At 71.6% G+C, this 23,609-nt stretch carries 21 protein-coding genes; 13 read left to right on the forward strand and 8 right to left on the reverse strand.

Annotated features, from left to right (window positions below; genetic code table 11):
- The first annotated feature begins 25 nt into the window (after window positions 1-25).
- Window positions 26-700 (forward strand): 50S ribosomal protein L17, sunset domain variant, encoded by a 675-nt coding sequence (gene rplQ, locus AA23TX_RS44440; protein WP_155548884.1) that lies wholly within the window; start codon window positions 26-28, stop codon window positions 698-700.
- 65 nt (window positions 701-765) lie between these two features.
- On the forward strand, window positions 766-1,605 hold the full coding sequence (truA, locus tag AA23TX_RS44445; protein ID WP_155549470.1) for a tRNA pseudouridine(38-40) synthase TruA: 840 nt from the start codon (window positions 766-768) through the stop codon (window positions 1,603-1,605).
- Between the two features lie 45 nt (window positions 1,606-1,650).
- Here the strand turns inward: truA and AA23TX_RS44450 are convergent, their stop codons facing one another.
- The 3 genes from AA23TX_RS44450 to AA23TX_RS49860 are packed head-to-tail and all read right to left on the reverse strand — an operon-like array spanning window position 1,651 to window position 3,901.
- On the reverse strand, window positions 1,651-2,370 hold the full coding sequence (locus AA23TX_RS44450; RefSeq protein ID WP_155548885.1) for a hypothetical protein: 720 nt from the start codon (window positions 2,368-2,370) through the stop codon (window positions 1,651-1,653).
- A complete protein-coding gene (eccE, locus tag AA23TX_RS44455; protein WP_155549471.1) occupies window positions 2,367-3,602 on the reverse strand; it encodes a type VII secretion protein EccE in 1,236 nt (411 codons plus the stop codon). The genes AA23TX_RS44450 and eccE overlap by 4 nt, the downstream gene beginning before the upstream one ends.
- A complete protein-coding gene (locus AA23TX_RS49860; RefSeq protein ID WP_196425877.1) occupies window positions 3,566-3,901 on the reverse strand; it encodes a hypothetical protein in 336 nt (111 codons plus the stop codon). The genes eccE and AA23TX_RS49860 overlap by 37 nt, the downstream gene beginning before the upstream one ends.
- Before the next feature lie 290 nt (window positions 3,902-4,191).
- Between AA23TX_RS49860 and eccB the strand changes: the two genes are divergently transcribed.
- From eccB to AA23TX_RS44475, 3 genes are all read left to right on the forward strand, one after another.
- Complete coding sequence (gene eccB / locus AA23TX_RS44465) at window positions 4,192-5,832, forward strand: type VII secretion protein EccB (protein ID WP_155548886.1); 1,641 nt, start codon at window positions 4,192-4,194, stop codon at window positions 5,830-5,832.
- A 68-nt stretch (window positions 5,833-5,900) separates the two neighbouring features.
- Entirely contained in the window at window positions 5,901-6,218 is a 318-nt protein-coding gene (locus AA23TX_RS44470) for a hypothetical protein (protein WP_196425878.1), read from the forward strand.
- Window positions 6,218-7,348, forward strand: coding sequence for a WXG100 family type VII secretion target (locus tag AA23TX_RS44475; RefSeq protein WP_155548887.1), 1,131 nt, complete (start codon window positions 6,218-6,220; stop codon window positions 7,346-7,348). The genes AA23TX_RS44470 and AA23TX_RS44475 overlap by 1 nt, the downstream gene beginning before the upstream one ends.
- 24 nt (window positions 7,349-7,372) lie before the next feature.
- On the opposite strand, the gene AA23TX_RS44480 is transcribed toward AA23TX_RS44475, so the two are convergent.
- Complete coding sequence (locus tag AA23TX_RS44480) at window positions 7,373-9,004, reverse strand: S8 family serine peptidase (RefSeq protein ID WP_155548888.1); 1,632 nt, start codon at window positions 9,002-9,004, stop codon at window positions 7,373-7,375.
- A 20-nt stretch (window positions 9,005-9,024) separates the two neighbouring features.
- Window positions 9,025-10,389: a type VII secretion integral membrane protein EccD gene (gene eccD, locus AA23TX_RS44485; RefSeq protein ID WP_155548889.1), complete on the reverse strand. Its 1,365-nt coding sequence runs from the start codon at window positions 10,387-10,389 to the stop codon at window positions 9,025-9,027.
- Between the two features lie 306 nt (window positions 10,390-10,695).
- On the opposite strand from eccD, the gene eccCa reads away from it, so the two are divergent.
- From eccCa to AA23TX_RS44510, 5 genes are all read left to right on the forward strand, one after another.
- On the forward strand, window positions 10,696-14,709 hold the full coding sequence (eccCa, locus tag AA23TX_RS44490; RefSeq protein WP_155548890.1) for a type VII secretion protein EccCa: 4,014 nt from the start codon (window positions 10,696-10,698) through the stop codon (window positions 14,707-14,709).
- A gap of 103 nt (window positions 14,710-14,812) precedes the next feature.
- Complete coding sequence (locus AA23TX_RS44495; RefSeq protein WP_155548891.1) at window positions 14,813-16,819, forward strand: type VII secretion-associated protein; 2,007 nt, start codon at window positions 14,813-14,815, stop codon at window positions 16,817-16,819.
- A gap of 76 nt (window positions 16,820-16,895) precedes the next feature.
- The gene (locus tag AA23TX_RS44500) at window positions 16,896-17,192 is read left to right on the forward strand and encodes a hypothetical protein (protein ID WP_439328805.1); all 297 of its coding nucleotides are present in this window, start codon (window positions 16,896-16,898) and stop codon (window positions 17,190-17,192) included.
- A 254-nt stretch (window positions 17,193-17,446) separates the two neighbouring features.
- Window positions 17,447-17,773 carry a WXG100 family type VII secretion target gene (locus tag AA23TX_RS44505; protein ID WP_155548893.1) on the forward strand — a complete coding sequence of 109 codons (327 nt, stop codon included), beginning with the start codon at window positions 17,447-17,449 and terminating at the stop codon, window positions 17,771-17,773.
- A gap of 61 nt (window positions 17,774-17,834) precedes the next feature.
- Window positions 17,835-18,128 (forward strand): WXG100 family type VII secretion target, encoded by a 294-nt coding sequence (locus tag AA23TX_RS44510; RefSeq protein WP_155548894.1) that lies wholly within the window; start codon window positions 17,835-17,837, stop codon window positions 18,126-18,128.
- A gap of 107 nt (window positions 18,129-18,235) precedes the next feature.
- Here the strand turns inward: AA23TX_RS44510 and AA23TX_RS44515 are convergent, their stop codons facing one another.
- Together AA23TX_RS44515 and AA23TX_RS44520 are read right to left on the reverse strand one after the other, a co-directional pair.
- Complete coding sequence (locus AA23TX_RS44515; protein WP_155548895.1) at window positions 18,236-18,949, reverse strand: DUF4333 domain-containing protein; 714 nt, start codon at window positions 18,947-18,949, stop codon at window positions 18,236-18,238.
- Window positions 18,950-18,977: 28 nt separating this feature from the next.
- Window positions 18,978-19,871: a hypothetical protein gene (locus AA23TX_RS44520; RefSeq protein ID WP_155548896.1), complete on the reverse strand. Its 894-nt coding sequence runs from the start codon at window positions 19,869-19,871 to the stop codon at window positions 18,978-18,980.
- A gap of 273 nt (window positions 19,872-20,144) precedes the next feature.
- On the opposite strand from AA23TX_RS44520, the gene rplM reads away from it, so the two are divergent.
- The 3 genes from rplM (at window position 20,145) to glmM (ending at window position 22,692) form a co-directional block, all read left to right on the forward strand.
- Window positions 20,145-20,597 carry a 50S ribosomal protein L13 gene (gene rplM / locus AA23TX_RS44525; protein WP_020643241.1) on the forward strand — a complete coding sequence of 151 codons (453 nt, stop codon included), beginning with the start codon at window positions 20,145-20,147 and terminating at the stop codon, window positions 20,595-20,597.
- Between the two features lie 14 nt (window positions 20,598-20,611).
- A complete protein-coding gene (gene rpsI, locus AA23TX_RS44530; RefSeq protein WP_155548897.1) occupies window positions 20,612-21,169 on the forward strand; it encodes a 30S ribosomal protein S9 in 558 nt (185 codons plus the stop codon).
- Between the two features lie 188 nt (window positions 21,170-21,357).
- Window positions 21,358-22,692, forward strand: coding sequence for a phosphoglucosamine mutase (gene glmM / locus AA23TX_RS44535; RefSeq protein ID WP_155548898.1), 1,335 nt, complete (start codon window positions 21,358-21,360; stop codon window positions 22,690-22,692).
- 25 nt (window positions 22,693-22,717) lie between these two features.
- Here the strand turns inward: glmM and AA23TX_RS44540 are convergent, their stop codons facing one another.
- Window positions 22,718-23,602: a cytochrome P450 family protein gene (locus AA23TX_RS44540; protein ID WP_155548899.1), complete on the reverse strand. Its 885-nt coding sequence runs from the start codon at window positions 23,600-23,602 to the stop codon at window positions 22,718-22,720.
- Window positions 23,603-23,609 lie beyond the last annotated feature (7 nt).

Raw genomic sequence — 23,609 nt, forward strand, 5'->3', positions numbered from 1 at the left:
GCGAGCTGAACTAGTAGGAGAACCAATGCCCACCCCTACCAAGGGAGCCCGGCTCGGCGGGTCGTCCGCGCACGAGCGGCTGATCCTGGCCAACTTGGCCACGCAGCTGTTCGAGCACGGCAAGATCACGACGACCGAGGCGAAGGCCAAGCGGGTCCGCCCGCTGGCCGAGAAGCTGATCACCAAGGCGAAGCGGGGCGACCTGCACAACCGTCGTCAGGTGCAGCGCGTCGTCCGTGACAAGGACGTCGTCCACAAGCTGTTCGCCGAGATCGGTCCGCACTTCGCGGAGCGCGACGGTGGCTACACCCGGATCACCAAGACGATGCCGCGCAAGGGCGACAACGCCAAGATGGCGGTCATCGAACTGGTGCCCGAGAAGACCGTGACTTCGGAAGCCGAGCGGGCTCGCAAGACCAAGTTCGCGAAGGACGAGAAGCCGGCCGCCGCGGTCGAGGCCCCCGCCACCGAGGAAGCCGCTTCGGAGGCTCCCTACGGTGAGGGCAGCCACGCCGCGCTCGAGGACGGGACGCAGCCCGAGGGCTTCCCGATCAAGGGCAACGACGAGTCGAAGTACTACCACACCGAGGAAAGCCCGTACTACGAGCAGACCAAGGCCGAGGTGTGGTTCGCCTCCGCCGAGGCTGCCGAAGCCGCGGGCTTCTCGCTGCCGCCGTCGCAGCAGGACGACGAGTCCTGACGACGGAAGCCGTTCCGGACGAGCCCGCCACTCCCCCTGGGGAGGGCGGGCTCGTTCGTCTGCGCCTGGACGTCTCCTACGACGGCACGGACTTCTCCGGCTGGGCCCGGCAGCCGTCGCGACGCACGGTCCAGGGGGTCCTGGAGGAGGCGTTGCACCGGCAGCCGCCGGGGGCTTCGGTGCCGAAGTCCGTGGTGGTCGCGGGCCGCACGGACGCCGGGGTGCACGCGACGGGCCAGGTGGTGCACGTCGACGTCGTGCCGCTCGCTTCCTCGGCCGGGCGAATCCCGGTCTCCGCCGACGGCATCCCGGACCTGACCCGCATGACGGGCCGCTGGAACCGCCTCCTGCCGGGCGACGTCCGGGTGCTGGGCGCCCGGGTGGCCCCGGACGGTTTCGACGCCCGCTTCTCGGCGATCCGCCGCCACTACCGCTACCGAGTGTCCGACGCACCGTGGGGCGTGGACCCGTTGCGCCGCAAGGACACGCTGGCCTGGAACCGTCCACTCTCGACGGACGCGATGAACGCGGCGGCGTCGGCACTGCTGGGGCTGCAGGACTTCGCGGCGTACTGCAAGCAGCGCGACACGGGCACGACGATCCGCGAGCTGCAGCGCCTGGAGTGGCGCCGGGTGGACGAGCACCTGCTGGAGGTGGCGGTCTCGGCGGACGCGTTCTGCCATTCGATGGTCCGCAGCCTGGTGGGCGCCCTGCTCCTGGTGGGCGACGGCCGCCGGGCACCCGGCTGGCCGGAACAGGTCCTGGCGAGCGGAGTCCGCGACAGCGCGGTGGCCCCGGCGCACGGCCTGACGCTGACCGCGGTCGACTACCCGCCGGACGCCGAACTGGCGGCGCGGGCCGAGCAGACGCGCAACGTCCGCACCTCGCCCGCCGGTCGTGAGTGAGAAACAGGGCTAGAACACTGTTTCTCACTCACGACGGCTGAGACCTCAGTCGCCGCGGCGGACCGGGCCGAGCAGTTGCTGCTCCTTGCCCGTCGTCACCAGCCGCAGCGGCCGCCACAGGTTGCGGCCGAGGGCCACGACCTGGTCGTCCTTCAGCATCGTCAGCTGGCGCATCATCTGCGGCGGCAGGTTCCAGATGCGGCCCGCCAGCTCGGCCTGGCCGGCCGGGAGACGCTGCATCAGCACCAGGTCCGCCGCGTTCGCCGTCACGCCCGCCTGCGGGTGCAGGTACGGCAGCACGTACACCGTCGTCTGCCACGGCGACCGCGGCGGGAACAGGTCCTGCGGGGTCGGGCCGCCGTCGGTCACCACCAGCAGCGGGGCGTCCTCGGACGGCCGCGGCAGCTCGACCGGCGACAGGCGCCTGATCTGCACCAGGGGTGACGGACGGCCGTCGCCGCTGCCGGCCGCGCGGGACAGCACCTGCCACTCGGTCGGGCGCCCGGTCGCGACCACGACCCACGCGCCGACCGCCATCGCGCGCATCGCGACCTGGCGGGCCAGGTACAGCCCGCCCACCAGCACGATGCGGGTCGGCGTCGAGCGCAGCGCCGAGATCGTCAGCGGCTCGCCCTTCAGGCCCGAGCCCAGCACGATGCCGCCGCGGTCGCCCGAGGGGCTGACCGCGTCGAGCATCGCGGGGTCCACGGTGAACTCCGGCGCCACCCCGATGTTCTGCCCGGCGTCGCGGACACGCGAGCTCATGCTGTTCCTCCGATCGGCAGCGTCGCGGCGAACGCGGAGACCTGCAGCCCGCGCAGCGGCGTCAGGTTCACGTCCAGGCGCTCGGCCAGGCCCCGCAGCCGCTGGTCGGCGGCGTCGAGCTCACGCGGGTTGCGCGCGCTCAGCCGGACCACGCCGCGCAGCCCGATCTTGCCTTCGTCGGACGCCGGGGAAATCGACATCGCGAGCGTCGACGACAGCGCGCGGACGCTCGTCAGCGCGTTCAAGCTGCCGGAGATCTTGCCCTTCGGCCAGCCGGTGATCGCGTAGCTCGCGTGGCCGATGCCGGCCGCGGTCACGCCGGACCAGCGCTCCTGCAGCGTCACCCGGTTCGGCGAGCCGGCGACCGAAGTCAGCTCCGCGGCCGAAATGCTCGCGCGCAGCAGCTCGTCCGGGTCGAGCGGCCGGGTCGGCACGCCCTGCGACTCCAGCGCGTTGCGCACCCGCGAAAGCGCGCCGATCAGCGCGCGGTGGGCGCCGACGACGCCGCCGCCACGCTCGCGGATCGCCGCCGGGCAGCGCTTCGGGTCCAGCCGGATCGCGACCCACGTCGTCCGCCGCGCGGCCGCGGGCAGCGGCCCGAGCACCTCCATGTAGGAGCTCAGCGCGGGCGAATCCGCCGGCAGCGCCGCGCTGCCGGGGTAGCAGTGCCAGATCGTCTGGATCGAGTCGAGGACCACGCCGCGGTCTTCGAGGCACGGCGCGAGCGCCGACAGCGGCAGGCTCGGCGCGCCACCGGCCTGGGTGATCAGCGCCGGTGTCGGCTCGACGAGCAGCACCGCCGTCCAGGTGCCGTCGTTCCAGGCGAGCCCGACCTGCTGGCGCTCGTGGTCGACGCCGTGCGCCACGACGAGGTCCGGCACGGCGATGCGAAGCAGGTTGACGCGGGCGTCGTCCGGGCCCGTCACGGTGGTCTCTTCGGCGGCCAGCTCCTCGACCGTGCTCGGCGGCAGCGGCTCGGCGACGCGGTCGTGCGAGCGGAAGGAATACCGCGTCGTCAGGCCTACCCACTGGGTGAACCAGCGGCCGCGCCAGCGCAGGAGAGCGACGATGAGGGCGAAACCGACGACGCCGATCGCGACGTACTTCATCGACATGTCGATGGCGAGCAGCACCAGCCCGACCGCGAGACCGACCTCGAGCACGACGAGGTTCGCCACGGGAAGCGGGCCGAGGCTCACGCCCGACGAGCGGCGCCGCGCGGGGGGCGCCATCCGCACGGGACTGGGCGGGGGAGTGGAAGGGCCGCTGTCGTCGGGTCCCTGGGGACCGCCAGAACCGCCAGGACCGCCGGGTCCACCCGGACCGCCACCGCCGGGACCACCCGGACCGCCGGGGCCACCAGGTCCACCGGGGCCGCCAGGTCCACCGGGACCGGGACCGGGACCGCCGGGACGTCCACCGGGTCCGCCGGGGCCACCAGGACCGGGACCGGGTCCACCGGGACCGCGCGGGGGCATCCCGGGTCCGCCGGGGCCACCACCGGGGCCGCCAGGTCCGCCGGGAACGCCACCGGGGCCACCCGGCACGCCTCCCGGACCGCCGGGACCTCCGGGTCTCCCGGGGCGCGGCGGCGGGCCCGGCGGGCGGCCGGAGGGCGGGGGCCCGGGCGGGCCAGGCGGACGTGGAGGAGTGGTGACGGACATCCGCGCTTTCTCTTCCCCTCGTGCTTGCTGCGTACCCCGGAAGCCGGGTCCCGGGGGATCCGACCCTAGCCGGAGTTGGTAGAAACCCCACACCAGACGGTCCCCGTACGGCTATCCTGCGGAACCGTACCGCGACGGGGAGAGCTGTAGGTCGAGAATGCCATCAACACCCACGACTAAGTCTCAGGTTCAGGCGTACAAGTTCGTCCTGCGCCGGATGCAGTCGGCGCTGGTCCGGCGCGACGCCGTGATGCTGCACGACCCGATGCGCACCCACACGCGGGCCACGATCGTGGGGGTCGTGCTCGGCGCCCTCGGCATGATCGTGTTCGTCGTCTGGGGGCTGCTCAGCCCGGCCCCGTCGGTCCCGGAGGCCGGCGGCATCGTGATCGGTGAGCAGTCCGGCACGGTCTACGTGGTGATGGGGAACCCGAAGACCCTCGTCCCGACGTTCAACCTCGCGTCGGCGCGGCTTCTTCTGCTGGCTCAGCAGAAGAATTCGAGCACGGGCAACAACCCCGGGGCCGCGCCGGCCGCCGCCCCGGCCCCGGCGAGCCCCGCCGCTGTGAAGAATCCCACTGTCGTTTCCGACGAACAGCTGAAGGACATCCCGCGCGGAAAGCTGACCGGAATTCCGGACGGGCCGCAGCTGATCCCGACGGACTCCCAGCGGATCACCCCCAACTGGGCGGTGTGCGACCAGGTCCTGCTCGATCCGACGCAGCCGAACCCGGACATCGGCAAGACCGAGACGTCCGTCTTCGGCGGCGTCGCCCCGAGCGCCCTCGGCACCGAGCTGGGGGAGAAGGAAGCCTTGCTGGCGGCGGCGGACAACGGCAAGACCTACCTGATCTACCGCCTGCCGAGCACGCAGAACCGCCCGAACGCCAACACCGTCCGCGCCGAGATCGACACCAGCGACTCGCACAACGCGGTCTCGACGGCCTTGCAGCTGCTGAACCAGAAGCCGCGCAAGATCACGCAGGGCCTGCTGAACGCGATCCCCGAGGTCCCGCGCCTGACCCCGCCGGTGATCGCGGACGGCGCGCCTCCGGCCGACCTCGACGGACTGGCCGCGGGCGACGTCTTCTCCACGCAGCCCACGGGTGAGCAGCCGCAGTACTGGGCCATCACCACGGCCGGCATCCAGCAGGTGTCGCAGGCGGTCGCCGACGTCATGCGCGTCGCGAAGCACGGCAGCGCGAGCGAGCTGCGGACACTCGGCCTCGACAAGCTGTCCGGCATCCGCGTGCTGCGGGCCGGTGACCCCGACTACATCCAGGTCGACGACTTCCCGCGGTCGGTCCCGACGGTCCTCGACGCCACCAAGAACTCGGCGGTCGCCTGCCTCGGCTGGTCCGTGGTCGGCGAGGGCGACAACCGCGACGGCCACACGTCGGTGTACATCGACACCCTGCTGCCGGGCCAGAACAGCCACGGCGCCAAGTTCGCCACCACCAAGGTCACCACGCCGGGCCCGAACCGCGTGCCGATCAACGGGTTCTACCTCCAGCCCGGTTTCGGCGCGGTGGTCCAGTCCGCGACCGGCAAGGCCAGCTTCGGCAAGGGCGCGATCCAGCTGATCTCCGACCGCGGTATCCGCTACAGCGTCCCGGACGCCGCGACCGCGGACGCGATCGGCCTGAACAACCGCCAGCCCGCGCCGGAGTCGATCATCGGCCTGCTGCCGACCGGGGCTTCGCTGAACACCCAGGACGTGCTCAAGCAGTTCGACTCGGTGCCGATCGACCCGAACGCCGGCACGTTCCCGGTCGCGACTCCGCAAGCGGGCGGCTGAGGCGGAACCACCGGGGGCCGGCGGACGTCACACGCTCGAGGAGATCTTCTGGTGAGCGGAGAGGTGCCATGGCCGGCTTGAGGATGGACGGCGTGGTCGTCGCCGAGTACGCCCGGACCGCCGAGGAGGCCGCTGACGACCTGCACGCGGCCGCGGCCGACGTGGGGGGCGAGGGCGTCTCCGGCGAGTCCTACGGCCCTCTGGGGGCGCAGATCGGGCTCGGTGAGTCGTACGGCCGCGCGGCCGGTGCACTCCGGCGTCAGCTGTCCGACGGCGCCGAGGCGCTGAAGTCGGCCGCCGAAGCGCTGCGGCAGGTCACGGTGCGCCACAGCGGGCAGGACGCGGCGGCCGCCGAGCTGATCGAGCGCGCCGGGCGGGTCGAATGATGTTCGCCGAACCGGAAGGCGCCACGGACTCCATTCCGCACCCGCTGGCCAAGAAGACCGCCCCGGCGCCGGCCGCGCCCGTGGTCGCGTTCGCCCCGGACGCGGAAGGCGACGAGATCGCCGCCACGGCCGAGCCGTACCTGGCCTACCTCACCGATGTTTCGCACCAGCTCGGGCTGATCGACCCCGTCGAGACGTACTTCCGCCCGCTGATCGGCCGCTGGGGGGACCTCGGCGCCGAAGCCGGCCGGCTGCGCCAGGCCGCCGCCACCGCGGCCGAGGTGTCCACCCGCCTCGACGACGGCCTCGGCCGCCTCGACGGCGGCTGGGAAGGCCGCGACGCCGACGCTTTCGTCGCGTACATGCGGGAGATCGGGGCCGCGGGCGGCGACCTCCAGGAGGCGTTCACCGTCCTCGCCGGCTCGCTCGACGAGCTGGTGACGACCCTCCGCCACGTCGTCGTCGACCTCACCGAAGTGCTGGTCGACGCGGCGGACCTGATCTCCGAGACGATGACGCTGCCGAGCGGCGGCGCCAAGCGGGCGCGGGTCCAGCTGCGCGAGACGCAGGATTCGGCGAAGGCGCTGTACGAGACGGCGCGGGACGTCCTCGAGGCGTTCGACCGGCTGTGCGACGGCGTCGACGATCCCGACGCGACCGCCCGGAGCATCGAGATCGCGCACCGGTACCCGGACGAGCGGTTCCGGCTGCACGACGACTCGGTCATCGGCACCTCCGCCGCCGAGGAACCGACGACGACGCCCGCCGCCGCGGATTCGGCTTCCGGTTCCGGTTCCGACGAGGCCACGACGCCGTCGTCGGCGAGCGGAGACCCGGCGGAGCCGAAGCACACCGGCGCGGGCACGCCGGAGGCTCAGCCGGCCGCGGCCCAGCCGGTCGCCGCCCCGGACCAGCCGGACGCCGCGAACCAGTCGTCGTCGGGCATGCCGATGATGCCGATGATGGGCTTCGGAGCCTTCGGCGGCGGCGGTGGCCAAGGACGGCGCCAGTCGAAGACACGTCCGACGACGTCGCCGTCGGAACTGCTGGGGGAGCCGGGCTTGGTGGCCCCGCCGGTCATCGGCGAGGAGGAAGACCCGCAGCAGAAGAAGAAACCGCCGGCGAAGTGACCCGCTTCCCCGGCCGGGGAAGCGTCAGCGCCGGGAAGCCGCTTCCTCGGGCCGGTTGCGGCGGATGGTGCGCATCACGAACAGCGTGATCAGCAGCGCCACGACACCGCCGCCGGTGCCGGCCAGTGCCACGATCATCGGGGTCGAGCTGTGGTCGTTCGCCGGCGGGAGCTGGGCCAGCTGCGGAGGCGGGATCGGCGCCTGGTTCCCGATCTCGGACGGGAGGCTCTGCGTCAGCGCCGCCACCGGGTCGATGACGCCGTAGCCGACGAAGTTGTCGCGGCCGCCCGGAGCCGCCGGGTGCTGGGCCGTTTCCTTGATGCGGTTGATGATGCCCTTGGCGTCGAGGGTCGGGTACTTGGCCTTGACCAACGCCGCGAGGCCCGCCACGTACGGTGCGGCGAAGCTCGTTCCCTGGATCTCGCTGGCCTTGTCGCCGCTTTCGAACGTCAGGTTCGCCAGGCCGCGGGAGCCTTCGGCGGGGTCGAGCGAGATGATCTGCGTCCCCGGCGCCGCGACGCCCACCCACGGGCCGTGCACGCTGAACGGGGCCACGCTGCCGTACTGGTCGATCGCCCCGACGGACAGCACGTCGTCGGCGAACCACGGCGGCGTCACGATCGTCTTGGGCTTCCGCGCGTCCGGCTGGTCGTTCTGCGGGCAGGTGTCCGTCGCGTTGCCGGCGGCGGCGACGACCACGATGCCCGCCAGCGCCGCGTAGTGCACGGCCGCCTGGACCTGCTGCTCGCCTTCGGTGATGCTGCCGGTCGCCGTGCGGCAGTTGTCGACCGACATGTTGATGACGTCGGCCGACTTGCGGTCGGCGATGCCGCGGATGATCTCGGCCAGCGTCTTCAGCGTGCCCGCGGTGCCGGCCTTCTCCAGCTGGCGTCCGCCGTTCGACTGCCCGGGCGAAGTCCGGTCGCCGTCACCGGAACCGGAGCCGCCACCGCCCTCGCCGCTCGGCGGCAGCGAAGACCCCGAACCGGTGGGCGGCGTGGTGCTCGACGACGGCGTGCCCCCGGCGGTGTTGCTCGCCGGCGGCGTCGACGTCGAGGTGTCGGGCTCGTAGTTCTCGCTCAGCTGGCGGTAGGACACGATGGTCGCGTCCGGCGCCACGCCGATGAACCCGACCTCCGGGTTGTCCGGCTTCGCCGCGATGATCCCGGCGACCTCGGTGCCGTGGCCGTCGCAGTCCTCGAGTCCCTTGGGCTGGCCGTTCGTCGGCGTCGCGACGTACTCGCCACCGGACTCGAGGTTCGGCAGCCACGGGTGCTTCGTCACGCCCGTGTCGACCACGGCGACCTTGACGCCCCGGCCGACGCCGCCGTTCGTGGCGGCCTTGACGATCTCCTGGGCCTTCGTGATCTGCAGGTAGTCCTGGCCCCACGGCCGGTTCTTCAGCACGATGTTCTGGCCCAGCGTGCTGCGCTGGACGCAGCCCTTCGACTGCTTGTACTTCTTGTCCGGCTGGCCGGAGTCCGGGAGCAGCTTGGTCATGTCCACCGGGGGCGGGGTCGCGAAGTAGCCGTCGGCGGGCGCCTGCTGCGCCCAGACCGGCACCGCGACGGCCACCGAGGACAGGAAGCCGATCGTGCCGGTCAGCAACGCCGTCGTGGTCCGCCGGGTGGCGCCGAAACGCCGTCCTACTGCCATCCGAGATTCACCCGATCCGGTCACTTGAAGTTCAGGTGCCGCAGGGTCGTGTACAGGTCCATCACGCCCAGGGCCAGCGGGAGCACGGAGGCGATGCAGAGCGCCTCGATGATCTCCACCGTGCGCCGCAGCGGCGGCGAGAAGCGCTGACCCGGGAAGATCACGCCGACCACGAGCGCGCCGGCGGCCAGCAGGATCAGGATGCCGAAGACGTAGAGCAGGCGGTTCTCCGCGCTCGCCGAGACCAGCCAGCCGATCGCGATCCCGGTCGCCGCGACGAGGCCCGTGGTGAGCAGGGCGACCGCCTGGCTGCCGTTCGCGTACGCGCGGGCGCGCAGCAGCAGCACGAGCGTCGCGACGACGCCGAGGATGATCCCGAACGCGCCGGGCGCGCTCGCGGCGATGATCGCGGAGATCGCGACCGTGACGCCGCAGCCGACCATCAGGCCGGTCATGTAGTCGTGCGCGATCGCCGTCCGGCGCTCGATCGCCCGGTAGTCCGGGAAACCGGAGTCTTCCTTGAGCTCTTCGGCGCTGCCCGGGACGTGCGGCAGCGGCAGCTTCGCGAGCCAGATGGTGGCGCGCGGCAGGATCGAGATGCAGGCGAGAGCGACCGCGACGGTGCCGGCCGCGATGCCGGCGGCGGGGTGCGCGACGAGCGTGCCGAACAGGAAGGCCAGCGCGCCGAAGGTGCCCGCGGTGGCCGCGGCGATGAACGTCGTGATGCCGGCGCCGATGACCATGATGCAGACCGACGCGACGATGATCACGAGGACCGCGCCCAGCAGCAGGTTCGCCCGCATCGACAGCCCGGGCACGATGTAGAAGCCGCTGACGAACGCCAGCGGCAGGCCGCCGGCCGCGGCGATCAGCACCCCGGTCGCTTCCGCCTGGTAGGCCTTGGCGAGCGTCGCGCCGACCGCGACGCACGCGATCGCGCCGATGCCGCCGGCGATGGCGGCGCCGAGCGCGTTGCCGCCGTAGAGCGAGCCGCTCATGAACAGCGCGATGGCGGCGGCGACCAGCGCCAGCCCGCCCGCGACGTGCCCGAAGCGGTTCGCCGTCTCCTTGGTCCAGGGGCGGAAGCTGTCGGGGGAGGACTCCGCGATCGCGTCGACGACGTCGTCGTACAGCGGCGGCGGCGGGTTCTCGTTGCGCTTGCGCAGCTGGAGCAGCTCGCCGTCCACGACGCCGAGCGAAGCCAGGGTCCGGCTCGGGTCGAGCGGGGCGTCCCCGAGCTTGGCGAGCGCCCAGCCACCGTGGCGGGCCCCGCCGTCCGGCGACGACTCCTTGGCCATGTCCAGGAGCATCGGCAGGAGATCGGCCACCGCGACGTCGGCGGGCAGGGCCACATCGATCCGCGTCGAGGGCGCGACGACCGTCACCCTGCTGAAAACTGTCGTGCCCGTAGCCACTGCACTGCCCCCGCTCGGTCGAGACTGCTCCCGGGGGAACTTATACCGAACCCCGGTGCCGACATCATCGAACGTCCGAAATTCACTGTCATCCACAGGTCGGGTCCCGGAACGCGGCGTTACTGTCGGTGGCAGGCCGTACACTCGCTGGACGAGGGTGGGGCAGCGTTCACGGGGGGTTCGGGCATCCGGCGGAATTCCCCCGCGGCGTTCGATAGGTTGTTCGCACACCTTGCGGTGGCCGCCATCGTCGAGTTTTGAATGAGGGGTCCTTCGATGAGCACGCTGCAGTTCAAGAAGTCGCCGCGGCTGGCGGCACCGCGTCCGCCGGGCGGTGAGGTGCACCTCGAGCCGCCGCCCGAGGTGCCGCGCGTCATCCCCGGCAACATCGTCATGAAGGCGCTTCCGGTCGTCATGATCGTCGCGTCGCTCGGGATGATGGTCTTCATGTTCCAGGCCAGCAACCGGAACCCGATGATGATGGCCATGGGCGGCATGATGGTCGTCGGGACGCTCGGGATGATGGCCGGCGGTGGCGGCAAGGGCGGCGGCGCCAAGCGCGCCGAGATGGACGAAGACCGCAAGGACTACCTGCGCTACCTGGGCCAGATGCGTGACCGCGCCCGCGAGGCGATGGTCGACCAGCGGGCCGCGCTCGAGTGGGTGCACCCCGACCCGCAGTCGCTGTGGTCGCTGGCCGCCAGCCGCCGCATGTGGGAGCGCCGCCAGAACGACCAGGACTTCCTGCACCTGCGCGTCGGGCGCAGCTCGCACCGCCTCGCGACGCGGCTGGTCCCGCCGCAGACCGGGCCGGTCGACGAGCTGGAGCCGATCGCCACCCTCGCGCTGCGCCGGTTCGTGCGCGCGCACTCGATCGTGCCGGACCTGCCCACCCAGATCACCCTGCGTGGGTTCGCCGCGGTGAGCATGCAGGGCGACCGGGCGCTGACCCGCGGCCTGACCCGCGCGATGCTCGCGCAGATGGTCACCTTCCACAGCCCCGACGACGTCCTGATCGCGGTCGCCACCGCGGGCCGGGCGAAGGAGGAGTGGGAGTGGGCGAAGTGGCTCCCGCACGCCCAGCACCCGACGCTCGCCGACGGCATCGGCCAGCTGCGGATGATGGCCGGTTCGCTGGCGCAGATCGAGAACTGGCTCGACGAAGAGCTGCGTGACCGCCAGCGGTTCTCCCGCAACGCCACGCCCGCTCCGGACCAGCCGCACGTCGTGATCATCATCGACGACGCCGAGGTCACCCGCGAAGAGCAGATCATCCTCGAAGAGGGCCTGGTCGGCGTCACGCTGGTCGACCTGTCGGACTCCATCGGCAACCTCGCCGCACGCCGCGGCCTGCGGCTGGTCGTGGAAGCCGACCGGCTGGGCGCGCGCAGCGCCGGCGGGGTCGAGTGGTTCGGCCGCCCGGACACCCTCAGCCTGGTCGAGACCGAGTCGCTGGCCCGCCTGATCTCGCCCTACCGCGTCGGTGGCGCGGCCGGGCAGGACACGAGCGACGAAGAGCCGCTGCTGTCCAACCCGTCGCTGCTGGAGCTGCTGGGCATCCCGGGTGACCCGATGACGTTCGACGTCCAGCAGGCGTGGCGGCCCCGCCCGATCCGTGACCGCTACCGCGTCCCGTTCGGTGTCGGCGAGTACGGCCAGCCGGTGGAGCTGGACATCAAGGAAGCCGCCGCCGAAGGCATGGGCCCGCACGGCCTGTGCATCGGCGCGACCGGTTCCGGCAAGTCGGAGTTCCTGCGGACGCTGGTGCTGGGCATGCTCGCCACGCACTCCTCCAGCACGTTGAACTTCGTGCTGGTCGACTTCAAGGGTGGCGCGACGTTCCTCGGCCTGGACAAGGCCCCGCACGTCTCGGCGGTCATCACCAACCTCGCCGACGAGGTCACGCTGGTCGACCGGATGAAGGACGCGCTGGCGGGGGAGATGAACCGCCGTCAGGAAGCGCTGAAGAACGGCGGTAACTTCAAGAACGTCTGGGAGTACGAGAAAGCCCGCGAGAACGGCGCCGACCTCGACCCGCTGCCCGCGTTGTTCATCGTCTGTGACGAGTTCTCCGAGCTGCTGGCGGCGAAGCCGGACTTCATCGACCTGTTCGTCGCGATCGGCCGGCTGGGCCGGTCGCTGCAGATGCACATGCTGCTCGCCTCCCAGCGCCTCGAAGAGGGCAAGCTGCGCGGCCTGGACTCGCACCTGTCCTACCGGATCGGTCTGAAGACGTTCTCCGCGGCGGAGTCCCGCGCCGCGATCGGGGTGCCGGACGCGTTCGAGCTGCCCTCGGTCCCCGGTGGCGGCTATCTGAAGTTCGACACCTCGACGCTGGTGCGGTTCAAGGCTTCCTACGTCTCGGGCCCCTACCGTCCGGCCGGTATCCAGGCCGCCGGGCCGGCGGCGACCGTGGTGCGGGCGGACAAGCGGCCGCAGCTGTTCGTCCCGGACTTCGTGGAGCTGCCGAAGGAACCGGAGCCGGAGCAGATCGAGGCACCGAAGGAAGTGGTGCAGCAGCAGCCCGAGGAGGCGGTCGAACCTTCCGAGCTGGACGTCATCGTGTCGCGGCTGATCGGGCAGGGCCCGCCCGCGCACGAGGTGTGGCTGCCGCCGTTGAAGGACCCCAACTCCCTCGACACGTTGCTGCCCAACCTGAACCCGACCGACGACCGCGGGCTGTCCCCGGTCGGCTTCTTCGGCAACGGCCGGCTGCAGGTGCCGCTGGGCATCATCGACCGGCCGTACGAGCAGCGGCGTGACCCGCTGTGGGCGGACTTCTCCGGTGCGTCGGGCCACGGTGTGATCGTCGGTGGGCCGCAGTCGGGGAAGTCGACGATGCTGCGGACGCTGATCATGTCGATGGCGTTGACCCACACCCCGGAAGAGGCCCAGTTCTACTGCCTCGACCTCGGTGGCGGCACCCTGGCCGGCCTCGCGGACCTGCCGCACGTGGGTGGGGTCGCGGTGGCGCGGCGGGAGCCGGACAAGGCGCGCCGGATCGTGGCCGAGCTGACCACCCTGCTGACCGAGCGGGAGGGCCGGTTCGGGGCGATGGGCATCGACTCGATGACCGAGTTCCGCAACCGCAAGCGCCGCGGGGAGATCCGGGCGGATCAGGACCCGTTCGGCGACGCGTTCCTCATCGTCGACAACTGGCGGGCTCTGCGGGACGACTTCGAGGAGCTGGAAACCACGATCACCCGGCTGGCGACGCAGGGTCTGTCCTACGGCGTGCACGTGGTGATCGCGGCGAACCGGTGGGCCGACATCCGTCCGGCGATCAAGGACATGATCGGGACCCGGTTCGAGCTGCGGCTGGGTGACCCGACCGAGTCCGACATCGACCGGCGGGTCGCGGTGAACATCCCGGCTGGGCGCCCGGGCCGCGGCCTGACCCGCGAAAAGCTGCACATGCTGGGTGGCCTGCCCCGCATCGACGGGTCGAGTGACCCGGAGACGATCGCGGCCGGCGTGGCCGACGCGGTGGCGAAGATCAAGGGTGCGTGGCGTGGCCGGGTCGCGCCGCAGGTCCGGCTGCTGCCGGAGATGATCACCTACGACGAGGTGCTCAAGCTCGACCAGCACCGGGATTCCAAGCTGATCCCGATCGGGGTCAACGAAGAGGACCTGCAGCCGATCTACCTGGACTTCAACGCCGAGCCGCACTTCTACGCGTTCGCGGACGGCGAGTCGGGGAAGACGAACTTGCTGCGTCAGATCGCCCGCGGTATCTCCGAGCGGTTCACCTCGAAGGAAGCGCTGATCCTGCTGGTCGACTACCGGCGCTCGATGCTCGGGTTCGTGCAGGGTGATTCGCTGCTGGGGTATGCGGTGTCGGCGGCGCAGCTGGAGAGCATGGTCGGCGACGTCTTCAACTCGATGACCCGGCGGCTGCCGGGGCCGGACGTCACGCAGGAGCAGTTGAAGACGCGGTCGTGGTGGAAGGGCCCGGAGCTGTTCATCCTGGTCGACGACTACGACCTGGTGGCGACGTCGACGAACAACCCGCTGCGGAAGATCTCCGACTTCCTGCCGCAGGCCAAGGACGTCGGCCTGCACCTGATCGTGGTCCGCCGCACCGGTGGTGCGAGCAAGTCGATGTACGACCCGATCATCGGCAAGCTCAAGGAGATCGCGGCGCCTGGCCTGGTCATGAACGGTTCTCGCGACGAAGGTGCGCTGGTCGGCAACATCAAGCCGAGCGCGATGCCGCCGGGCCGGGGCAACCTGCTGACCCGCAAGTCCGGCAAGCAGCTGATCCAGGTGTCGTGGATCCAGCCCGACTGAGCACGGCGGCCAGGCGCGTCCGGCGACGGGGTAGGTTCCTCCTCGAGGGCGCGCCCCGTCGGCCGGGCGCGGGGGATCGCGACAAGTACTGCGGGAGCTGCTGGTGACGGTCCGGGTTGCGGTGGACTTCGGGACGTCGAGCACCTGCGTCGTCGCCTCGGTGAACGGGCGCGATCCGCAGGTCGTGGTGATCGACGGCCAGCCGCTGATGTCCTCGGCGGTGTTCGCGGCGGCGGACGGCACGCTGTTCGTCGGCCAGGAGGCCGAGCGGCAGGCGGCCGTCGACCCGGCGCGCTACGAGCCGAACCCGAAGCGCCGGATCGACGAAGGCGAGCTGCTGCTCGGGGACAGCGTCCTGCGCGTCACCGACGTCGTGCACGCCGTGCTGGGTCGCGCGGTCGCCGAGGCGCGCCGCCTCGCCGGCGAAGCCGAGGTCGATCTCCTGGTGCTGACCCACCCCGCGGACTGGGGTGCCATCCGCACCCGGCTGCTGCGGCAGGCGGCCGGCGGGCTGGCGCGCGAGGTCGCGCTGGTGCCCGAGCCGGTCGCGGCGGCGGTCTACCACGCGGCGACGTTCGCGCCGCAGGACGTGACGAACGACCGCACCGTCGAGTTCAGCGGCCGTCCCGGCGACGCGCTGGCGGTGCTGGACCTCGGTGGCGGCACGGTCGACGTCAGCGTGGTGCGGCGGCTGCCCCCGGACACCGCGCGCGACCGCGCCGGCCGTCCGCAGCGCGGCGGCTTCCAGGTGCTGGCCACCCGGGGAGATCCGGCCTTCGGCGGCGCGGACATCGACCAGGCGTTACTGGAGCACGTCGGCTCGCTCGTGGCCGGCGCCGACCAGGACGCGTGGCGCCAGCTCGTCGAAGGGCGCGAGCTGGTCGACCGGCGCCGGCGCCGCGTGCTGCGCCAAGACGTGCGCGGAGCCAAGGAAACGCTGTCGCGGCACGCCTACACCGACGTGCCGATGCCGCCGCCGTTCGCCGACGCGCACGTGACGCGCGAAGACCTGGAGCGGCTCATCACCGCGCCGCTGGGGCGCGCGGTGGAGCTGACGGTCGCGGCGATCGGCGACGCCGGCTTGCGGCCGAAGCAGCTCACGGCGATCTTCCTGGTCGGCGGGTCGAGCCGGATCCCGATGATCTCGCGGCTGGTGCACGAACGCACCGGCGTCGTGCCGACGAGCCTCGACCAGCCCGAGACGGTGGTCGCGCGCGGTGCGCTGCGCGCGGTGCTGGTGGACCCGGACCGCACGGGCGCGCTGCCCGGCGAAGCGATGGCCCGGCTGGGAGCCGTGCCGGGCGGCGCCCTCAGCCCCGGGGCGCAGCGCACCGAGGTCGTCCGCCCCGGCGACGTCGCACCGCGCCCCGGTGACGCGGGCCAGCGTCCGGCACCGCCGCGCACGCCGGTCCCGCCCGCCAACGGGTTCCCGAACCGCGCCGCCCCGCCGCCGTCACCGCCACACGGGCAGCCGGTGGCCCGGCCGCCGTGGGCGCCGCCCCCCGGCCCGCCCGGCAACCGCCCCGGCGGGGCCACCGCGGCGTCGGAGAAGATGCGGAGCCGGGGCAGGCTCTTCGGCCTCGTCGTGGGTGCCGTGGTCGTCGTGGCCGCGCTCGTCGTCGCCGGGATCGTCGTGTTCGGCGACCCCGGCGGCCAAGCCGAGACCGGCCGGACGCTCTCGCAGTACGACTTCAAGTTCGTCGCGCCCGAGGACTGGGTGCAGACCGACGACCGGGTCGCCGACCGGCAGGTCGTCATCCACCCCCAGGAGTCCCGGGACGGCAACGACCTGCTGGTCGCGCAGGAGTTCGTGATGGACTACGACGCGACGGCGGACCCGCAGAAGCTGGTGGACTACATCAAGGGCGGCGTGGACGAGCACCCCGAGTACTACAGTTCGTTCAACCCGGCACTGTCGTACGCGGGCAAGACCGTGATCGGCTACCACGAGATCAAGAAGGACCGGCCCGACCTCCAGGTCGACTGGTACGTCGTGGCCAAGGGCCGGATCCGGGTCCACGTCGGCTGCCAGTACGCCACGGCGCAGCTGCGCGACCGGGTCGCCGCCGCCTGCACGCAGGCCGTGCGGACGGTCGAGATCCTCAACTGAGAGAGCAGGGCCCGCGGTGCCGTCCGAAGAGTTCGAAAGCGCCGCGTCGGCCTTCCGGCGCACCGGCGAAGACGCGGTGACGCACGCCCGGCGCGTCACCGGGAACGCGAAGGCGCGCAGCCGGCGCCACCACAGCGAAAACGTCGAACTGCTGAAGCGCGGTGGCCGCGGCACGAAGTCCGGCGACCCGACCCCCGGAACGCTGCGCGCCGCCGCCGAACGGTTCCGCCGCGCCCGCGGGCTGCCGGCCGTGGCGGTTCCGGATCCGGCCGATTCGGTTCCTTCGCGTTCGCAATCCTCCGCTCGTGCCCCTCGAACGGGTGACGAGGACGAAGACTTTTCCCAGATGCGAATCATGAATCGCGACGCCTGAGTACCGGCCGGTGATCGCTGTGCGTGTGCTAACCACGCTGGTGGAGAACATATTTCCGGGTGACGCGTCGCCGTCCCGGGTCGCTCGCGGAATACGCGCGGCGATCGGTTCCCGGTGCGAGCGTTCACGCAAGCAACTACTTGCGGGCAAAGCACGACAAGGGGGAACCGGACGTGGCAATGTCTGCGTCGTAGGGCCGTACAAACGAGCAAGAGCGGTACGGACAACATCACTCTTCTGAAGGGGGTACCGGTATGAGCGCCGGAGCCGGATTCCAGGGAACAGTTCAGCAGTTCACCGAGGCCGAAGGCCGCGTCACCGAGGTGCGCGCGGGCATGGACAGCAACCTCGTGACCCTTCGCGACCGCATCGAGGCCACCCGCGCCGGCTGGCAGGGTGACGCCCAGAAGGCGTTCGACAACGTCATGCGGCGGTTCGACGACGACGCCCGTCAGATGAACCAGGCCCTGCAGCGCATCGGTGACCTCCTCCGCGAGGCGGGCTCGAAGTACGAGCGTTCCGAGCAGCAGCAGCAGGAGATCCTGTCGGCCGTCAACAAGGGCTTCGACGCGCTCGGCTGAGCTTCACCCCTGAACTTCCTTTCCACCCACCAAAACTTTCATCGCACAGAAGGAGCACATCATGCCTGATGGCGCCGGCATTGTCGTCAATTACGCCACCATCCACGCGGCCGCCGAGGACTGCCAGAGCACCGGTGGCGAGCTCCAGCAGGCGTTCGACCGCCTGAAGGACGACCTCAAGCCGCTGGTCACCACCTGGACCGGTTCCGCCAAGGAGCAGTACGACCAGGCCCAGCGCACCTGGGACCAGAAGTTCGAGGACCTGAAGCAGGTTCTGGCGCAGATCGCCGCCGCCCTGCCGCAGATCGCCGACGGCTACCAGTCGACGGACAACGCCGTCGAAGGCCTGTTCTGAGCCGGTAGTCCCGGAAACCACGGCGGGCCCGCACTCCGGTGCGGGGCCCGCCGTTTTCGTTCGTGCCAGAACCGTTTGGGTCGGAACCGTTGTGCGGCAAGGGAAACTCAGTGCGGCGCGCCGACCTCGTACTCGGGCCGGTCGTTGAGCACCCGCACCGTCACCTTCTTGTCCTGGCCGCCGATCTTCACCGTGCAGTCGAACGTCGTGCCGTTCTCGGCGGCTTCGTTCGCCGGGCACTGCGCGTTCTTCACGTCCGGCTCGCCGTAGCTCTCGTTGAGGACCTTGACCACACCGTCCTCAAGGGACTGTTGCTCGAGCACGTTCCCGCGGAACGCGCCCAGCTGCCACGCGGCCCCGCCGCCGAGGACGAGCACCAGCACGGCGGCGCCGGCGATCAGCAGCGGCTTCTTCGACTTCGGCTTCTTCGCCGGTTCCGGGGAGAACGCCCCGAGACCGCCGTACTGCGACGGCTGGAACCCGCCGCCGTACTGCTGCTGGGAAGGCGGCGCCGGCCACCCGCCGCCGGGCGTGCCCGGCTGCTGAGGCGCCGGCTGCGACGGCGGCTGCCACGGACCGGGGTTCGGCTGCCCCGGCTGCCACGGCCCGGAGAACGACCCGCTCGGGCCGGGCTGCTGCTGCGCGGGGTTCCACTGGCCGGTGTAGGAACCGGACGCCGTGCCCGGGTCGGCGTTCTGCTGCCACTGGCCGGCGTGCGGGCCGGTCGCCTGGTGCTCCGGCTGCCACCCGGACGGGGCGCCGGGCGGGTTCGCCGTCGGCTGCCACCACTGCGGCTGCTGCGGGTCGGGCGGCTGGGTCATCGGTGCTCACCTCGGGTCGTGGCGGTGGTCACTGGCCCTGCGCTTCGCCGAGCCGGCGGTAGAAGTCGTCCATGGCCGCCCGGTCGGGCAGCACGGTGATCTGCGCCGCGTCCGGCAGCTTGGGCATGTCCTGCAGGCTGGCCTTGCCGGTGAACCGGAAGTCGTACTTGAGCTCCACCTGGTGGCCGTCGCCGGAGAACTTGGCGTCCATCACGAACGAGACCAGGCTGCCGTCCGGGTTCAGCGTGATCGTGGTCGGCACCATGGCCTTGTTCAGCTCCGGCCCGACCTGGCTCGTGATGCTGGGCGGCAGGATCTCGACCTTGTTCTTGACGAAGATCTCGAACGGCACGGTGACCGTCAGCGCGGTCTTGCCGTCGCCGAGGCTCTTGGCCCCGCGGACCGCGCGCTTGTCGGCCTTGTAGGCGTCGACGGTCGAGTCCGCCATCCGGCACGGGGTCAGCACCCCGCCCCAGGCGCACGGCAGGATCAGGCCCGCCTCGGGCTTGGGCATCGACACCCACGCCGTCGGCGAGACGCCCTTCTGGACGTACATCGGGCCGAGGTAGGTGTATTCGACGGCGCCGTCGGCCGGCGTGTACGTGTCGATGATCTCGTCGGGGTTCTTCTGCGACCGGTGCCGCACCGCCCGGCTCTCCGGGCTGCCGGTGCGGGCCGACGTCACGGTGCTGTGGATCCACTTGTCGTCGAACTTGAAGTAGGCGACCAGCGAGTTGGTGACGTCGCGCGTGTCGGTGATGGCGTCCCCGAGCTTGCCGATGACCTGCTCGAACTTGCCGCCGACGTAGTCCGCCGCGTCGTCGCCCTTCGGCAGCGCGGTGCCCGCCTTGGCCGTGCCGCAGGCGCTCACGAGGGCCAGGACGGCAGCCAGGACGAAGATCGCCGTCGGTCGTTTCCTCATCGCGTCCCCCGCTCGACTGTGCTCCCGGTGCCGGGCGCCCGGATCGTCTCATCCTCGCGTGTCGGGGCGTCGGGTGCGGGCACTTCGGCGGGAAAACCGGGTAGAGTCCGGCTGCGCCCGGGCCGGTCGGAGCCTGTACGGCCGTGCCAACCCACCCCGCTGCACGGCGGCGGTGGACGTGCGGGTATCTTCATATGTCGTTGTGCGTTGCGGCGCATCAGCGCGCTAGGCCCGCACAGAACCCACACGCAATGTTGACGACGAGGTAGACCCTTGCCCACGTACAGCCCCAAGCCCGGCGACGTCACTCGTGCCTGGCACGTGATCGACGCCGAGGATGTCGTGCTCGGCCGGCTTGCGACCGAGGTCGCCACGCTGCTGCGCGGCAAGCACAAGCCGACCTACGCCCCTCACATGGACACCGGCGACTTCGTCGTCATCGTCAACGCCGAGAAGGTCGCGCTCACCGGTAACAAGCGCGAGCAGAAGTTCGCCTACCGGCACAGCGGTTACCCGGGCGGTCTGCGGAAGCGCTCGTTCGGCGAGCTGCTCGACACCAAGCCCGAACACCTTGTCGAGAAGGTCGTCAAGGGCATGCTGCCGAAGAACAAGCTCGGCCGCGCCCAGGCGAAGAAGCTCAAGGTGTACGCCGGCCCGCAGCACCCGCACGCCGCGCAGCAGCCGCAGGCGCGCGAGATCACCAAGATCGCGCAGGTCGCGCAGTGAGTGAGGAACAGTCTGTGACCAGCACCGAGAACGAGACCCCCGAGGTCGCTGAGGCCACCGAGGCGACCGAGACCGGCGCCGTCGAGACCAGCGAAGCCGCGACCAGCGAGACGCCGGTCGCCACGAGTGAGACCCCGGTCGCCACGAGCGAGAGCGCCTCGGCGCCCCGCCCGTCGCGCGCCGCCGGTGGCAACGCGCAGACCGTCGGCCGCCGCAAGGAAGCCGTCGTCCGCGTGCGCGTCGTCCCGGGCACCGGTGAGTTCAAGCTCAACGGCCGCACCCTCGAGGAGTACTTCCCGAACAAGGTGCACCAGCAGCTCATCAAGGACCCGCTGGTCCTGGTCGAGAAGCCGGACTCGTTCGACATCTTCGCCAACCTGCACGGTGGCGGCGTCTCGGGCCAGGCGGGCGCGCTGCGCCTCGCGATCGCCCGTGCGCTCATCGAGGTCGACGCCGACGACCGCCCGGCCCTCAAGAAGGCCGGCTTCCTGACCCGTGACGCGCGCGCCACGGAGCGGAAGAAGTACGGCCTGAAGAAGGCCCGCAAGGCCCCGCAGTACAGCAAGCGCTGATCGCGCCTCTGGCGCAACCCACCGGAGCGCCCATCCGTCCATCGGATGGGCGCTTCGGCGTTTTTACCGGCGGTATCGTTTTCGGGCCCCCGTGTCCGGAGCGACATCCAGGGGTAGTGCGGCCCGGGAGGGTCGCTACGTTGTGATGGTCGGTTGCGCTGGCGCAGCCGCACTGAGGAGGTCGATCGATGGCACGCCTGTTCGGTACCGACGGGGTACGTGGCTTGGCCAACGCGGAGCTGACGCCGGAGCTGGCGCTGGCCTTGGCGGCCAGCGCCGCCCGCGTGCTCGCCGCACACGACCGCTCGCACCGGCCGGTCGCGGTCGTCGGCCGCGACCCGCGTGCCAGCGGCGAGATGCTCGAGGCCGCCGTCGTGGCGGGCCTCACCTCCGCGGGGGCCGATGTGCTCCGCGTCGGCGTGCTGCCGACGCCCGCCGTCGCCTACCTGGTCGGCTCGCTCGAGGCCGACCTCGGCGTGATGATCTCCGCGTCGCACAACCCGATGCCCGACAACGGCATCAAGCTCTTCGCCGCGGGCGGGCACAAGCTCCCCGACGGCATCGAGGACGAGATCGAAGCCGGTCTCGCGGACGGCAAGGTCCGCCCGACCGGCGCCGGCGTCGGCCGCGTCCACGACGTCGACGACGCGCTCGACCGCTACGCCACCCACCTGCTGAACGTCACGCCGCACTCGCTCGCCGGGCTGAAGGTCGTCGTCGACTGCGCGAACGGCGCGTCGTCGGCCGCCGCGCCCGAGGTCTACCGCCGGGCCGGTGCCGAGGTCGTCGCGCTGTTCGCCGAGCCGGACGGCGTCAACATCAACGAGCACTGCGGCTCGAACCACCCCGACAAGCTGCGCGAGGCGGTCGTCGCGCACGGCGCCGACCTGGGCATCGCCCACGACGGCGACGCCGACCGCTGCGTGGCCGTCGACTCCGCCGGCGAGCTGGTGGACGGCGACCAGATCATGGCGGTGCTCGCGCTCGCCTTCGCCGAGTCCGGCGAGCTGGTCAAGGACACGCTGGTCGCGACCGTGATGAGCAACCTCGGCCTGCACCTGGCGATGAAGGCCCACGGCATCACCGTCGTCACGACGGCGGTGGGCGACCGGTACGTCCTCGAGGAGCTGCGCGCGAGCGGCTTCGCCCTCGGCGGCGAGCAGTCCGGCCACGTCGTGCTGCCGGCCCACGCCACCACCGGCGACGGCCTGCTCACGGCGTTGCGCCTGATGAGCCGCATGGCCGAGACGGGCAAGTCGCTCGAAGACCTGGCGGCCGTGATGAACCGGCTCCCGCAGGTCCTGGTGAACGTCCCGGTCGCGGACAAGGCGGCGGTGGCGGACTCGAGCGAGGTCCGCGACGCCGTCGGCGAGGTCGAGGCCGAGCTGGGCGAGGAGGGCCGGGTGCTGCTGCGCCCGTCCGGCACCGAGCAGCTGGTCCGCGTGATGGTGGAGGCGACGGCCCAGGCGACGGCGCAGGCCGCGGCCGACCGCCTGGCGGGCGTCGTCTCAGCGGTCTCGTAACCCGTCGTGAGTGAGAAACAGTGTTCTAACCCTGTTTCTCACTCACGACCACTTGCGCCGAGGCCAGGCCGTGGAACACCGAGTGGGTCTTCCACACCACCTCGCCGACCTCGCAGCCGCCGTCGAGGAGCTTCGCCAACGCGGTGAGCGCGATCTCGCCCTCGGCGAGCGCGACTCCTGACCCCGGGCACGCGTGGCGTCCCAGGCCGAACGGGAGGCCGTCGGTCAGCGACACCGCGACCGGGCCGTCCGGGCCGAAGCGCAGGACGTACCGGGCCGGGCAGACCGACGTCACCAGGTCACGCACGCTCCGCGGGCCGGAAGTGGCCAGCTCCAGGCCCGCGCACGCCAGGAAGTTCAGCGAGTTCTCGTACGCGGCGTGCGCCAGGACGACCGGGTTGAGCATCAGCTCGTCCTCGTCGAGCCGCCCGGCCGCGTGGGCCTCCCGCAACGCCGTCAGGCCGCCCGGCCCGGCCGACGTCCGGCTCAGCTGCACCGCGAGCCGGAACGCCGACGCCTGCCCCGCCCGGTCGCTGCCGGCGAAGACGTCGAGGTTCGCCGTCGTCTTCTCCAGGTGGTCGAGGAAGACGTCGTCGAGCGGGACGCCGAGCACCGCCGACGTCACCGCGCCCGCCACCGGCCGCGCGAAGTCGCGCACGAGGTCGAACGACGCTCCCAGGCCGGCCACGACGGCCTCGATCGACGTGATCACGGCGTCCGGGAGCGGGTCCAGCCCGGCGATGATCTCCCGCAGCACCCCGCGCACCCGCGCGTGGCCGTCGCCGTCGCGCAGCAGGACGCTCGGCGAGCCGGCGCCCGGATCGGACGTCAGATCCGGGGAACGCAGGGCGTGCGCGCACGCGTCGCGGCCGGAGACCACGCCGATCCCGTGCCGTTCGAACTCGTCCATCGCCTGC

The organism is Amycolatopsis camponoti (genome assembly GCF_902497555.1).
GTDB classification, from domain to species: domain Bacteria; phylum Actinomycetota; class Actinomycetes; order Mycobacteriales; family Pseudonocardiaceae; genus Amycolatopsis; species Amycolatopsis camponoti.